We start from the raw sequence: 12,963 nt of genomic DNA, 5'->3' as shown, positions 1-12,963 counted from the left end.
ATGCCGCCGTCATTACCAAAATGATCCGCGTCATGATGCTCGCGCCCTTCTTGCTGTTACTGTCAGCTTATCTGGGTCGCAGCAGCCTGAAGGCCAGTGGGCAAAAACGTGAAAAAAGTGCCATCACTATTCCATGGTTTGCGGTGATATTTATCCTGATGGCCGGTTTTAACTCACTGAATTTGCTGCCCGCAGCTTGGGTTAGCCACTTGATTACACTGGACACCATTTTGCTGGCGATGGCGATGGCAGCTCTGGGGTTAACCACCCATGTGGGTTCTATCCGCCAGGCTGGGGTCAAACCGCTGTTATTGGCTTTGATGCTATTTGCCTGGTTGCTGATTGGCGGTACGGGTATCAACTTATTGGTGCAGCATATTGCAGCGTAAAGCCAGTATCCCGCTATTTGATTACTATTTAAGGGCTGCCTCGGTGGCCCTTTTCTTTTCCCGCAGTTTATCCCATTCAATCGCGCCGCTATCGATGCCATAATGGCTGGGTTATCAAAGGAGAATGGAATGAAATTTGTCGGTGCACATGTCAGCGCAGCAGGTGGAGTCGATCAGGCTGTGATTCGGGCGCACGAACTTGAGGCCACTGCCTTTGCTCTGTTTACCAAGAATCAACGTCAATGGCGCGCCGCCCCACTGGCGGAAGATGTGATTGAAAAGTTTAAGCAAGCTTGTGAGCAATACGGTTATACCTCGGCCCAAATTCTGCCTCATGACAGCTATCTGATTAACCTCGGTCATCCGGTCACCGAGGCGCTTGAGAAGTCTCGTGAAGCCTTTATTGATGAAATGATGCGCTGCCAGCAACTGGGGCTATCATTACTGAACTTCCACCCTGGCAGTCATTTACTGCAAATTGATGAAGATAAGTGTCTGGCGCGTATCGCAGAATCCATCAATATCGCGTTGGATGCAACTGAGGGCGTGACCGCCGTGATTGAAAACACTGCGGGTCAGGGCAGTAATCTCGGTTTCAAATTTGAACATCTGGCCGCCATCATTGATGGGGTGGAAGATAAGCGCCGTGTGGGCGTTTGTATCGATACCTGCCATGCTTTCGCCGCTGGTTACGATTTGCGTACTGAAGCTGATTGCCAACACACATTCGGTGCGCTGGGGGATATTGTCGGTTTCGAATATCTGCGCGGTATGCATCTTAATGATGCGAAAAGCGAATTTAACAGCCGTGTTGACCGCCACCACAGCTTGGGTGAAGGGAACATCGGCAAAACCGTATTCAGCTATATTATGCGCGATCCGCGTTTCGATAATATTCCGCTGATTCTGGAAACCGTCAATCCAGATATCTGGGCTGAAGAAATAGCCTGGTTGAAGTCGCAAGCCGACGTGTAAACACAAAATGCCCGCCAGCTAACCTGACGGGCATTTTACTATGGTTTATCCCGCTTAATGACACACGCCACTGAGCATATACAGCCCGGCATCGCCTTTTTTCGCCGTCGCAAGCTGGTAATCAACCCGGCACTGCTGACTGGCATCTTTACCCCACTGCACCAACAACTGCCCGGTTTCCGGCAAGCCAGTCAGATAGGCTTTCCCGCCTTCGTCGACAATCGCTGCATTCGCGGGCTGATTAACCAAACTTGCCATCGCGCCAAACGGAATGGTCTCGCCATTAGCCCGTTTGATGGTCATCAGCGCCCGTGCGCCAATTTGTGGGCTAAAGCTGGCGCGCACTATCGCTCCTTCAGTCGGCAACACCTTGGCATCGGTGTTTGTCACCTCGGCATCCGGTGGTAAATCAGTGGTTTCCAGCGAGATATCATGCTCCTGATAAGGGAAGAGACTCGGCACGATACTGTAACCACGAAAATCCGTTTTCAGCCGATGGTCTTCGCTGGTAGACACTCCGCTAACCCCCGGCACTTCAATCAGTGCAGCAGTGCCATTGATCTGCGGCCCTAGTGTCAGCCCATGGCGGTGGATAACTGCCCCACCTGAGACATTGGCACTGATCTGGCGCATATTCGGATTATAGTAATAATCTCCGCCAATATCGCCATAGTTACCATGCCAATTCAGGCCCAGTGAGCCGCTGTTCTCACCGGAGTGAGATTGAGCATAATGCTCTGTCTGGCGCACATTCCAGTTCAACCGATTATCGAAAGCATGACCGTACAAACTCAATTCATGATCCCTGCTCTCATCGGATGAGGTCATACGATAAGCCGCATAAGTATTGTGATCGCGCCCCAACGGCATACTCACCGACAGACTCAACAGGCGATCATGGCTACCGCGATATTGATTTTGCGTCCAATCCAGTGACCAATAAAGGTTGCCAGTATTGAAGCTATACTGCACGCCCCAGGAACTGCTTGTCGGGGCATCCCGGTAACCCCGCCGTGACCAATTCAGGTTCAGATAGCCAAACTGGCCTAACGACTGGCCAATCGTCACCGCCGTTTGATTACGCAAATGCGGCGAATGCCAACCATTGCGGCTGTTATCATTGCGCCGGTAACTCTGCAACACATCGGATAGCGTACTGAAATCAGCGGTGCTGTATTGGCTATTGACCAATGAAAACGAGGTATCCGAGGCTTGCAAGGTTTTGTTATAGCGCACTTCCCACGCCTGCCCTTTCACTGGCGACTGTTGGTGATATTCGCTGGTCGCCTGGGTAATGCTGGATGATAACGCACCATAATCCCCCAGCATCACCCCAAGCCCGGCAGAGGTCGCCTGATAATGCAGTGACCACTGCTGACCGGCAAAGACAGTCAGATTCCACGGCAAACCATAAGCCACCGTGGCCTGAGCAATAGGTGTGGTTTCCACATCTACATTAGCCGGGCGATAGCGCCCCGCCATCAGGTTGTAGCGCCAACGTCCTTTGCGCAGCGCAATTGCTGGAACGTTGTAAGGCACAGTAAATTCCTGCGTTGCACCATTACTTTCCAGCACCCTCACATGCAGGTCGCTGCTGGAGTTACTTGGCATGACGTCAGTTAACTCAAACGGCCCCGGTGATACCACGGTGCTGTAGATCAGATAGCCATTTTGCCGCACTTCGACCCGCGCCTGGCTGCGGGCAATGCCGCGCACCACTGGCATAAAATCGCGCTGGCTGCTCGGCAGCATATTGTCATCATCGCCCAACATCACGCCACTAAAGGGCACGCTATCGAAAAAGTCACCGGGAGTATAACTTTGCCCTAATGTGATACGACTCTTTAAGCGATAAAGCCCGCGTGTGGCATAGATATAGCTGCTTTGCCATTTGCCAGCGCTATTACCCGATTGATTCCAACTGGTAGCATTACGAATACGCCATGCCCCGATATTGAAACCGGGATACAACTGAACATAGTGCGAGCTTTGCTGCTCACCGGTTTGGCGATAGGTTGTGGTAGTGCTATTGGCCATATAATTCAGCAAAAAAGCAGTGATTCCGTCATCCCAACGCTCAACAGGTATTTCATCCTTAGGCCGTAATGCTACTTGCGGAATATTCAGCACCAGCCGCATAGCATAAAAATCAAACTCTTCACTAGCTTGTGGAATCGCCGCCAAATTAACACATTGGCTTGCTGGCTCATCCTGCTGAATATTTTTTCCTTGTGGCAATAAATCAGGGTAATTATCCATATCCACGCCATAGCGGGATAATTGCTCTTTAGTTAAACACGACTGCAACGAATACTCTCCAGTCGGAGATTTTACTGCATGGAATGTCACATTAGTGGAATCCACCTTTTCATCACCTAAGAATATATCCACCAGATAAGTACCCGGTAATTGCCCTCCTTGTTCAAATAAAGACAGATCCGTTTTAGTATTAGCATTAATATTATTACCCACTAATAATGTAGGGTCAAAGGTATAATGACTGGCCCATACCGGGAATACTAAGCATATCGCCAGAAACGCGATAAGTTTAACCACCGAATTTTTTAAAAAGAAAAACATCACCTCACCCCATAAAAATATAGGGGGAATATCAGATAACAGTAATAACTTTAAATATTCTCTTTAAACATTGGCTTTAAATACCTGGCTCTCGCCGCCCAAATCATTAATGATTTTCCAATTAACTTCTACGGGAGATCCAGCCATATCCATCGGCAGTGCATAACTCCTTTCACCAAAAGGTGCCACATAGGTATTCTCACCAGCAGAAGATAAATTGATATTTTTACCTCCCAAATTAATTGATTTAAAACTGATATAAAATGATGTCGGGTTATTAACCTGCAACTGTTTCCCATTACGCTGCCAAATTAATTCCCCAGCAACATCTTCGGGTTTTTGTTTAAGTTGATCCGGTCTGACCAACAATTTCATGCAAGTGCTGATAGACAACCTGACATCCAGATTAACATCTTGCGTTTCCTTCTTGTTATCATGATGGCCATTATCCCATATATCGCCCTCTTTCGGTGGTACACCAGTTAGGCACAGCCATTGTAAACTTTCGCGATCCTGCGGGAAGTTGCCGCCAGTGCGAATTACGCGTACTCGCCCTTGCATACCCGCATCCAGGCGAAATAGTGGCGGTGTCACCACAAAAGGGGCTGATGAGTGTTTATCTTCATCCTTAATCTGCGTTTGCACTAAAATCGGATAATCTTGCGGATTCACCATAGACAATGAAATCCCTTTCACTGAAGATAATGGGTAGATAGCACGTGTTTCACCCACTTTTACTGAAAATTTATGTTGAATGGCATGCAGTCCTGTCTCCTTAGCATAAACATAAGGTAAAAACATTAATGATGAAAAAATTAGAATAATAACCTTGTTAATATTGATTTTCATTTATAACTCATCAAATATATTTTCATGAAGCAATAACATAAGGAATATGACGATAATAAACCGCCATATTCCCTGCCAAACTAATTATAATAGATATTCTTCAACGCGACCTGTGAAATGATATGTTCCTGCGGGAACCACCTGACCTTTAGCTACATAAAGGTGATCCTCTACCGCAGCATTTCCACCGTCATTTATATACCAGTTACTACTTCCCCCCTCCCATGTCCATGATGAACTATGTAACTCCACACGATTACCATTGTCATCATACATATATCCACCTTCAGATGTGCCAGTTGTAACTAGTCGCCAGCCATCATGCTCTGCTGAGTCTGATGCTTTCAAAATAAATGCTGCCACATCATTTTCCTGACGGCCTGAAACGATTTCATCAGGACTGGCGGTAAATTCAACTTTAAAAGCCCCACCTTGTTTAACTTCTTTCGATGCAAAAACATCTTGGCTTTGTATGACAGAACCTGCATGTGCCATATTCGCCACTCCACCAAAGGTCAGCATTAATACCGCAATTGCCAGTGGTTTTTTAACTAATTTCTTCACATTCATTTTATAAAACAACCTCCCATTAATTGATTAGTAAGAAGATGAATAACGATAAACGATAAACGATAATGAATGTCGGTAACAGCACCTAACGATGTCATCACCGACGAGGCATATACTGGCAAGGTTTTTTTGAAAGATTAAATTATTAATGGATTATTAATATTTAATAAATACTGACGTATAAAAAAGCAAGATAGCTCAGCGAGATATCCTGCTTTTTTATCTTTTATTCGGGAGATTATTAAGGGGATTTCTAAAGTAACACTGTTATTCACTCAGGCTACGATAAGACGCATGAATATGTTTGCCTTGCAAGCCTAACAATAGCGAAGACAAGTGAATAGTTTCACCATTGATTTCAATAAACCCGCGATCACCCTGAAAGAAACTGACAATATTCTTTTTCTGGTTATCGACTTCATAAATACAAACTGATAAAGGTGATCCTAATGACTTTAGCGACCCTTTCGGTTGCCCACTGGGTGCCGATTGATATGAGTGCAATGGGAAGAATACAAATCCACCCCAAGGTTTTCTTAGGCTCACACCAGACATCTCTTCTGACAGAATTAAGTGCGAATCTTTATCAAGAATATAGTGCAGAACCTCAAACTTTAGCCCGCTCACTCTGACATCTATATGTTCAGTGTTGGGGCCATATTTGACTTCGGCGTAATAGCATAAGTGCTTGTAACTGTAGATTAATAATAATGTAATAATCGAGGTAACGGTGATGAGAACCCATGTTCTGATTTTCATTGCAATTTACATTCCGATTTATTACAAACAATCACTGAACCAAAATCGTCTTTAAATATCAGGCTATTTTTAGCCTTAGGTAATACCGTGGCAGTATGAACTAATGCCGGTGGTGCATTAGTGATAATAGTGTTATTGGTATTACTATCAGTAAAAGAAACAATATCTTCTTCACCGATCATAAAAAGTGTCATAGCAATAACAACAGCGACAGCCATAAAGTAGCCAGCATAATTATGGCAAGACTTTTGACGTACTTTGGTCGATAGTTGTGGCTGAGGTTTGTCATCAATATTCTCATCAGCGGCAACGTGATTTAATGCCAGGTTATTTGCTGGTTGCTCATATACCGGGCTGCATATAACCAATTCAAGACTATCTTGCTGAAAACTATAACCGACACTTTTATGGGTTTTTATGACCTCATTTGAGGTAGCTTTACGCAATACATCACGGATATGCTTTATCGCCACCGGCAGTGAAACTGCAGAAACCACCCGGTCAGGCCAGCAGCTACTGATTAATTCATCACGGGGAATCACTGCACCAGCACGTAAATAGAGAAACTCCAATAGCAGCACTTCATTCTTTGATAAAGCATGTGCTTCATTATTAATCATAAGCACATTTTTTAATTTATCTAAAACAACAGGGCTACCCACCCCATCCTCCTTTTCACTTTTAATCTTGCAGTTACTGAATGACTAACCAGATGATTATTGGCGAATCGCGATTTTACGCAGAAAACTTAAACAAAACCTAAACAAAGTTTAATTTTTCGCCATCATTATTATTCATTAATAATGCAATGTGTACCTAACTCTACTTTATTAACCCATTGTAATAATGATAGAAAGCATAAAAAATGCCAGTCAGCGTTAACTGACTGGCACTAATTAATTATCTTTATCTGTGTCTAATAATACTTATGCGGCTTTTGCCACGACCGCATCAGGGCGTTTCAACATCGCGTACAGGCCACCGGCCAGGACAGTACCGGCAATAATCGCCACCAGATATAACAGTACTGGATGGATGGCCCCTGGGATCAACAGCACGAACAAGCCACCATGTGGTGCCATCAGTTGCGCGCCGAAGGCCATCGACAGAGCACCGGTCAATGCACCGCCCGCGATACAGCACGGCAAGACACGCATTGGGTCACGGGCAGCAAACGGAATTGCCCCTTCAGAGATAAAGCACAAGCCCAGAACCAGCGCCGCTTTGCCCCCTTCCTGTTCACCTTTGTCGAACTTATGCCGCGCCAGCAGTGTTGCCAGCCCCATCGCCAGCGGTGGAACCATCCCCGCCGCCATGATGGCTGCCATCGGTGCATAAACTGAAGAACTCAACAGCGCCACCCCAAAGGCGTAAGCCGCTTTGTTCACTGGCCCGCCCATATCGGTACACATCATCGCACCGAGAATAGCCCCCAACAGTACCGCATTAGCCGTACCCATGGATTGCAGCCAGTTAGTCAGGCCAGTCATGATTTTAGCCACCGGTGTACCGACCACATAAATCATCACCAAACCAACAATCAAGCTAGCGACTAGCGGGATGATCAATATCGGTTTGAGTGCTTCCATACTCTGTGGCAAGCGCAGTTTGGTACTGATAGCTTTGGCAACATAACCGGCGAGGAAACCGGCAATGATACCGCCAAGGAAGCCCGCACCAGTACTCACCGCCAACATACCGCCAATCAGACCCGGCGTCAGGCCCGGGCGGTCAGCGATGGAGAAGGCGATAAAACCGGCCAATACCGGTACCATCAGGGCGAAGGCAGAACCACCACCAATTTGCATCAAGGCCGCAGCCAGTGTGCCTTTCACTTCAAAGGCTTTAATACCGAATACAAACGAGAGCGCGATACACAGGCCGCCAGCAACCACCATTGGCAACATGTAAGAGACACCGGTCAGCAGATGGCGATACGGGCCGCCGGTTTCTGCTTTCTTCACCCCAGTGCTGCTGCCAGTTTTTGGCTGATAAACTTCCGCTTCCACCAGTGCTTTATCCAGCTCCTGCGCGGTCTTTTTCAGCGCTAAGCCAGTCGTGGTGCGGTACATAGGTTTGCCGGCAAACTTATCCAGATCCACTTCAATGTCAGCCGCCACAATCACCAAGTCGGCCGCAGCCACTTCTTCCGGTGTAATAGCATTGCCTGCACCGACAGAACCGCGCGTTTCAACTTTTACCCACCAGCCACGTTTTTTCGCTTCACTTTCAATGGCTTCAGCAGCCATAAAGGTATGAGCTACACCTGTTGGACAGGCAGTAATCGCCACAATGCGTTTCGGGCCGGTCGTTGATGCGGCGACTGGCGCGGCGGCAACCGCAGCCTGATAAGGTTTGGCCTGAGTGATAGCCTGAGCCAGAAAGCCTTCAGGATCACGCACCGCTTTTTCCACATCACCGAGATACACGTTTTTGCCGTTCAGCGCACTGTCAGCCGGGACTGATTGCCCAGCCACAATCACCAGTTCTGCATCTACCGCCTTCTCAACCCAGCTCAGTCCTGCTTTTGCCGCCGCAGCACCCAACATCAGTGACGCAAGGTGGCCTCTGGCCTGCCCGAGCGAACTGTCTATTATTAGTAGCGTTTTCATTTCGCCTCCGGAGATCAATTAAAGGGTTTCAGGTCCACTTTCGCCATCATGGCTGCCAGTTGTGGGCGATCCGTAATACCCACATTGCTCTGGCTGACAGCCAAAGCAGCGACTGCGGTTGCCAGACGCAAGGTATGCTCGCTGGACTCACGCATTAACAATCCATAAATCAGGCCACCCACCATTGAGTCACCGGCACCAACGGTGCTGACCACGTCACAGGCAGGCGGTTTTGCCAACCAGGCACCAGAGGCATTAACCCACAGCGCACCTTCGGCCCCGAGGGAGATCACCACGTGGGCAATTCCCTGATCGCGCAGTGCATGTGCGGCTTCCACCACATCACCCAGTTCAGGTAACGGACGACCAGCCCAAATTTCCAGTTCACGACGATTGGGTTTCACCAACCAAGGTGAGGCTTTCAGACCCGCAACCAAGGCTTCGCGGCTGCTGTCGAAAATTATGCACGGGCACTGGGAGCGCAGGCGCTTCATCCAGTCGGTAAAGTCATCGGGATTCACCCCCGCTGGCAAGCTACCGCTGACCGCTACCATGTCGAACTGCCCCAACCAACTCAATGAGTCGTTTACAAAACGATCCCAATCCGGTTTGGTGACTTCAAAACCGGAGAAGTTAAAGTCAGTGACTTCACCATCTTTTTCGGTCAGTTTAACGTTAATGCGGGTACGCCCCGGCACGACCTGAAAACGGTTGGCGATACCCAATTCGCTAAATAAAAGCTGGAAGCCATCTTGGTTATCTTTGCCGAGGAAACCGCCGACAGTGACATCAATACCTAAGTCTTTCAGCACCTTGGCAACATTAATACCTTTACCCGCCGCATGCAGACCGGCAGTTTTTACCAGATTAACTTCACCGCGTTCGATTTCCGGGCAAAAGCCCACCAGATCATAAGCTGGGTTCAATGTGATGGTGGCGACTCTTCTGCTCATGCTGCCCCCTCGCCCAGACCGGCGGCGATAGCTTCACCAATGGCATCCAGTGCAGCTTGTGCATCTTCACCGCTGGCGGTAAAGCGCAGACGATTCCCTTTTTTAACCCCTAGAGCCACAACTTTCATTAGACTACGTCCATTAGCGGGTTTACCGGTACCGTCCAGATTGGTTACGGTGATTTCACTGGTAAACTGTTTGATTGTATTGACTAAAATCGTCCCTGGGCGCGCATGTAACCCATGTTCGTTACGAACCACAAACTCAGCGCTTAATACTTCATTTTGTTCAATATATTCACTGGTCAGCAAAGCCAACAGTGCGGCAGCATCAGCGTTCAGCAATAGGTCAGCTTTCTTCGCCAATAGCAAGTCGCTGAGATAGTTCAGCACCGAGAATGGCTGATCATCGACCACTGACAGTGTCAGCAACAGGGCAACTTTCTCCCCGTTATGTTCAAAAGCGATTGCCGGGCGGCTGACCGTCGCAGCACTGACCAAATTACCTGCGGTGCTGTCACTCAGCCAGATCCCCTGTCCCAGATTCAGCGGTTCACGAGTAATAACATCACTAACAAAGTGCGCATCAACAGCCCCGATTTGCTGTAAACGACCCGCATTCAGTGCTTGCAGCGTGATCAAGTTGTCAGCCGCGACATCGAGGGCAATGAGTGAAGTGTCAAAATGGAATTCAGCGGTTTTTTTCTCACCCATCAGCAAGCTGCGTAATTCTTCAGCTGAAGTTGTTTTTGCCAACTGCGCGGCAACCGCATCGTCACTTAATACATGCGTCAGTTGGCGCAATAATGCCAGATGTTCATCGGAGCGTGCTGCAATGCCGATAACAATATAGGCGGTTTGATCTTCGCCCCAGGCAATACCCTGCGGGAATTGGAAAACCTGAACGCCAGTGTTCAGCACCAGGTCGCGGGTATCAGTGGTACCATGTGGAATAGCAATGCCATTACCCAAATAGGTCGAGGTTTGCTGCTCGCGGGCTAGCATCCCATCAAGATAGCCGGCAGCAACATTGCCAGCTTGAGTTAGAGCAGCCGCCACCTGGGTGATGGCCTCGTTTTTGCTGTCTGCTTGTGCAGCCAGATGGATATCTTTCGCCGATAACTGGAACATTATGTCTCCTCTCTTGCTGAAATTGAATCGTTTCAGCTTCAATGAGAAAAAGGAGCGTTACCCTTTATCATCTGGTGACGAGATAACGCTGAAACGTTTCAAGGAGTGTGTTTCCGACTCAGAATATATGCAAGTTTTCTGCTTTTATTCTTAGTGGATTTTTGACACTCCGCACATTTTCGTCTTTAACGAGTTTCTGTTAGCAGCAAAATAGCCCCATTTGCTGACAGTTGCTGATACTCATATCAAAGGAGCTAAACGATGTCTGTTGTTGTCGGTGTTGGCGTTATTATTGTTAATCAACAAGGTGAGGTACTGTTCGGCAAACGCAGCAGTCAGCATGCGCCTTACTGGTCCATTCCCGGTGGCCACATGGAGGCTGGAGAATCTTTTGAACAAGCGGCACAGCGAGAGATATTTGAAGAAATAGGTTTAAATATCAATGAGATGAAAGTTATTGGTTTATGCAATAACCTAGCGACCTGGCGTGAAGAAGGTAAACATACAGTTTCGGTTTGTTTGCTGGCACAACACCCCGGCGGGCGACCTGAGCTGAAAGAACCGGATAAATGTCAGCAATGGCTGTGGTGTGATCCGCGCGAATTACCCGAACCTCATTTTGAAGCCAGCCGTCATGCTATCGATTTATGGTTGAATCAGCAGTTTTACTTCCCCTACGACTAAAAAATAGCGCTATATAAACCGATATATAACCAGCAAAATCAGCTGGTTATATGTGCAATCCCACAAAAATTTATCCATTCATCACATTTATATTCAGCAATTTGAACTAATATTGCTAAATAACCCTATAGAGTTAGTCATCAACAGAAAACCTCCCTACAATAGACCCACTTATTTTATGGGAAAGACTTATCGCTGGTAGATAAGGCTCTGTTGGCAGATTATCTGGCATTTTATCCAGTCGTGCATTTGATCCGCCCGTTTTACCAATAATTATTAGATAAATAACAGTGGGTGCAATTATGAGCAACAAACAAACTGGCTTCGTGAAAAGACGCCGGTGGGGATGGTTATGGATTCTGCTGATCGGCATTATTATCGGTGCCGCGCTCCTCGCAGGAACTGCCACTGTCTTCCATAAAACCAGTGATACCGCGTTCTGCGTCTCCTGCCATACCATGCAGCAGCCACTGGCTGAATATCAAGGTAGCGTCCACTTCCAAAACACCAAAGGTATCCGCGCTGAATGTGCTGACTGCCACGTGCCTCATGAACCACTGGATTATCTGTGGACCAAAATCCGCGCGGTAAAAGATATCTACGGTGAAATGGTTGGCACCATCAATACACCAGAGAAATATGAAGCCCATAAACTCGCTATGGCCCAATCGGTGTGGAAAACGCTGAAAGAAAACGACTCAGCCACCTGCCGCTCATGCCACAGCTTTGATGCAATGGATATCACCGGACAAAGCGCTGAAGCACGGATTCAGCACCCTGTCGCCATCAAAAAGGGTGAAACCTGTATTGATTGCCATAAAGGTGTGGCCCATATCCTGCCCGACATGAGTGAAGTGACTCAGGCCGGTGCGGCCGAATTGGCCACCGCAGCAGCACAAACACCAGCAACCGCCACCACCCTGTATACCATCGCCACTGAGCCGTTCTTTATGAACGCAGATGACAGCCATAACGCCGGTAACCTGATGCCATCGACTGAAGTTGAAGTGGTGAAACAGCAAGGTGACCAGGTGTTGGTGGATGTGAAAGGCTGGCAGCAAGATGGCGTGGCAGAAGTGTTCTATGCCGCTCAAGGGAAACGCATTTTGAGTGTGTTACTGGGCGAAGATGCGCAAAAAGCGCTGAAAACATTAAATACCCAAACTGACCCGGAAACTAATTTGGTCTGGCATCAGGTCGCGCTTCAGGTGTGGTTACCGAAGAAACAACTGGTTGATGATCAACAGAAAATCTGGCGCTATGCCGCTGATATGATGTCGGCTAACTGCACTGGCTGCCACGGTTTAACCGCGCTCGACCGCTTCAATGCGAACCAATGGATTGGGGTAATCAAAGGCATGGCACCACGTACCTCCCTGACTCAGGAACAGTTACGCGTGATGACACAATATGTACAAAAACATGCCAGTGATATGCCGGCCAAGCTGTAAATAAGAGGCGA

The 12,963-nt window shown here is 47.8% G+C and carries 12 protein-coding genes; 4 read left to right on the top strand and 8 right to left on the bottom strand.

Translation table 11 applies throughout. The features are described from left to right. Together ACNSO8_RS19670 and nfo are read left to right on the top strand one after the other, a co-directional pair. Positions 1-389: putative sulfate exporter family transporter (locus ACNSO8_RS19670; protein ID WP_418395611.1), on the top strand; the 389-nt coding region annotated here is incomplete at its 5' end. 129 nt (positions 390-518) lie between these two features. Continuing rightward, positions 519-1,364 carry a deoxyribonuclease IV gene (nfo, locus tag ACNSO8_RS19665; RefSeq protein ID WP_019079934.1) on the top strand — a complete coding sequence of 282 codons (846 nt, stop codon included), beginning with the start codon at positions 519-521 and terminating at the stop codon, positions 1,362-1,364. Between the two features lie 54 nt (positions 1,365-1,418). Here the strand turns inward: nfo and myfC are convergent, their stop codons facing one another. From myfC to fruB, 8 genes are all read right to left on the bottom strand, one after another. After that, positions 1,419-3,893, bottom strand: a complete 2,475-nt coding sequence (gene myfC / locus ACNSO8_RS19660) for a fimbrial polyadhesin usher MyfC (protein ID WP_418395612.1) — start codon at positions 3,891-3,893, stop codon at positions 1,419-1,421. Positions 3,894-4,007: 114 nt separating this feature from the next. After that, a complete protein-coding gene (locus tag ACNSO8_RS19655) occupies positions 4,008-4,793 on the bottom strand; it encodes a fimbria/pilus periplasmic chaperone (RefSeq protein WP_418395610.1) in 786 nt (261 codons plus the stop codon). An 84-nt stretch (positions 4,794-4,877) separates the two neighbouring features. Then, on the bottom strand, positions 4,878-5,363 hold the full coding sequence (locus ACNSO8_RS19650) for a MyfA/PsaA family fimbrial adhesin (RefSeq protein ID WP_418395609.1): 486 nt from the start codon (positions 5,361-5,363) through the stop codon (positions 4,878-4,880). Between the two features lie 267 nt (positions 5,364-5,630). After that, positions 5,631-6,122, bottom strand: a complete 492-nt coding sequence (myfF, locus tag ACNSO8_RS19645) for a fimbrial polyadhesin regulatory protein MyfF (protein ID WP_050159773.1) — start codon at positions 6,120-6,122, stop codon at positions 5,631-5,633. Further along, a complete protein-coding gene (locus tag ACNSO8_RS19640; protein WP_019083488.1) occupies positions 6,119-6,784 on the bottom strand; it encodes a winged helix-turn-helix domain-containing protein in 666 nt (221 codons plus the stop codon). Before ACNSO8_RS19640 ends, myfF begins: the two co-directional genes overlap by 4 nt. 264 nt (positions 6,785-7,048) lie before the next feature. Continuing rightward, positions 7,049-8,734: a PTS fructose transporter subunit IIBC gene (gene fruA / locus ACNSO8_RS19635; RefSeq protein ID WP_268215865.1), complete on the bottom strand. Its 1,686-nt coding sequence runs from the start codon at positions 8,732-8,734 to the stop codon at positions 7,049-7,051. A 14-nt stretch (positions 8,735-8,748) separates the two neighbouring features. Further along, on the bottom strand, positions 8,749-9,687 hold the full coding sequence (gene fruK, locus ACNSO8_RS19630; RefSeq protein ID WP_013650126.1) for a 1-phosphofructokinase: 939 nt from the start codon (positions 9,685-9,687) through the stop codon (positions 8,749-8,751). After that, positions 9,684-10,817 (bottom strand): fused PTS fructose transporter subunit IIA/HPr protein, encoded by a 1,134-nt coding sequence (gene fruB / locus ACNSO8_RS19625; RefSeq protein ID WP_019079941.1) that lies wholly within the window; start codon positions 10,815-10,817, stop codon positions 9,684-9,686. The genes fruK and fruB overlap by 4 nt, the downstream gene beginning before the upstream one ends. 261 nt (positions 10,818-11,078) lie before the next feature. Here fruB and ACNSO8_RS19620 point away from each other — a divergent pair, with 261 nt between their 5' ends. Continuing rightward, a complete protein-coding gene (locus ACNSO8_RS19620) occupies positions 11,079-11,501 on the top strand; it encodes a nucleotide triphosphate diphosphatase NUDT15 (protein WP_418395608.1) in 423 nt (140 codons plus the stop codon). A 302-nt stretch (positions 11,502-11,803) separates the two neighbouring features. Further along, complete coding sequence (locus ACNSO8_RS19615) at positions 11,804-12,952, top strand: NapC/NirT family cytochrome c (RefSeq protein ID WP_050163837.1); 1,149 nt, start codon at positions 11,804-11,806, stop codon at positions 12,950-12,952. The last annotated feature ends 11 nt before the right edge of the window (positions 12,953-12,963 follow it).

The organism is Yersinia sp. LJYL362 (assembly GCF_048323875.1).
Note: the sequence above shows the minus strand (reverse complement) of the source record. Positions and strands in the feature narration are given on the sequence as shown.